At 55.2% G+C, this 2,027-nt stretch carries 1 protein-coding gene; it reads left to right on the top strand.

The window, feature by feature from the left end; translation table 11 throughout:
* On the top strand, positions 1–230 hold a 230-nt coding region (locus ABEA92_RS31225; RefSeq protein WP_345688721.1), incomplete at its 5' end, for a tyrosine-type recombinase/integrase.
* Between the last annotated feature and the right edge of the window lie 1,797 nt (positions 231–2,027).

The following is a 2,027-nucleotide window of genomic DNA, read 5'->3' as shown; positions in this document are numbered from 1 at the left end:
AGGCAGCGGGGTTGACCAAACATGTGACCAGCCACACGTTCCGTCACTGCTTCGCGACTCATCTGCTGTGGACGGGAACGGACATTCGCCGGATCCAAGAACTGCTGGGACATGCCGACATCAAGACGACGCAAATCTATACACATGTCGACAACACGCTAGGACCGGTCGTCGTCAGTCCACTGGATCGGTTAGCGGCGGATGCGGCGGGGAAGGCAGCCGAAAAGTGAGGAACTGGGAGAACTGAAAAAGTTAAACTGGCAATTGAAATAGGTAAATTGAAGTGGGGGCGGATGATATGCCGGCAGCCTGTGCTACGTGAACGTTCGGTTCGACCGTAGTGGATCTTGCTAAAGATCCTCATGTGGCAGGAACTTAAGCAATATCCACTACGCTGAGATTTACCATTGATTGACGGCTCAAAGAGACTTGGTTCTTAGGCTGGAAGCCTAGGCTACGTGCACCTTCGGTTGCTCCGGTGGCACTCCGCTGAGTTCCACCGCAATGGCGAGAATCGGATTATTGGCAATCCACGCGGCAGTTGCAAGCGAATTGTTTGAAAAATGGGTTTGCTGCTGCGAAGCAAAGAAACGCGAGGTGATTGGAAGCGAGAGAAAGTATTGAACAGGAGGTAAGGGAGGGAACGGAGATGAGGTGATCTGCGGCTCTGTTCCCTCTGTTTGCTTCTGTTCAAATAAGACCGCGCAACTAAACCACGCAATCGTCGCTCTTGTTGGCGATGGTGATCTGGGGACTCGGGCGAGATTAGACCTAAGAAACCAGTACGGCGGGATCTTTAGCAAGATCCATTACGGGGGGTGGGGTGAGGCGGATCGGAGGCGGAATTGATGGGCGGTGCGAGTGAGCTGGAGGCAGGCCCTCACCCGGACGTGGCCTCGACGGCCCGTCCGACCTCTCCCGTGCTGCGCTCGGGAGAGGTGGCTTGTGGAGAATACGTGACCTTTGACTCTGTTGCCTCTGCTTGCTCCTGTTCAATTAAGACCGCGCATTAGTTGCTTGCGTCTGCGGCGGCGAGCATCTGGTCTGATTGAATGGGGGCGGCGGCGAGGGGTTGACGGTCGTTTTGGGGCGGGATCTTTAGCAAGATCCACTACGGGGGGTGGGGTGAGGCGGATCGGGCGCGGAATTGATGTGAGGTGGTGGAGATTGGAAAGGTGTTGCGTGGCGGTATTTTGGCTTAGGCTGAGACCTTTGAGAGGGAGCAAGTATTCGCGTTGATTTGCGTCGATTCGCGGGCCCTTTGTTTTCTGACGGCGCTGCGCTGGTGCGAGTGCAAGATAATTGGTCCGATCGCGGTAGACGTCGGTCTTTCCTGCCGCCCCTTCGGGGCTTTCGTTCTTAGTTTGCTCCGTTACCCACGGCTCACGCCGTAGGTTACAGCATGCCGTCCCTTTCGGGACTTGGGGATAATGGTTGTCGCCCTTGTTGCGCACTGCGATTAATAGTCGCTTGCCGCGATGTTGGGGGAGTGAGTAAGTATTGAAAAAGTTAAATTGACAATTGTAAATTTTAAAATGGATGAAGCTGACGGCAGGACCCTAGTGGGGAAGAATTCGTTGAACAGGAGGTCAGGGAGATAACGGAGAAAGAGGGAATTTGTGACTCGGGCGTCTCGGTTTGCTGCTGTTCAAATTGTCCGAGCAATCGGCCTTTTGGTCTACGAGAGAGAACACCCGCCGAGATTCGGAGTTGTGATTGAATGGGGGCGGCGGCGAGGGGTTGGCGGTCGTTTTGGGGCGGGATCTTTAGCAAGATCCACTACGGAGGGTGGGGCGAGCCGGAACGCAGGCGGAATTGATGGGCGGTGCGAGTGAGCTGGAGGCAGGCCCTCACCCGGACGTGGCCTCGACGGCCCGTCCGACCTCTCCCGTGCTGCGCTCATTGGTATCTACACAAGTCGTCAAATGAATTAGGCTGTACTGGATGGACTAAATCTTCCGCCGATGGAACGGCGACTGCAACGGCGTTATACACAAATCGTGTCTGAGCACCTAAATTCCTCGAAT

Origin of the sequence: Novipirellula caenicola (assembly GCF_039545035.1) — a bacterium.
Classification (GTDB): domain Bacteria; phylum Planctomycetota; class Planctomycetia; order Pirellulales; family Pirellulaceae; genus Novipirellula; species Novipirellula caenicola.
This window is presented reverse-complemented; position numbering and strand designations above follow the sequence as displayed.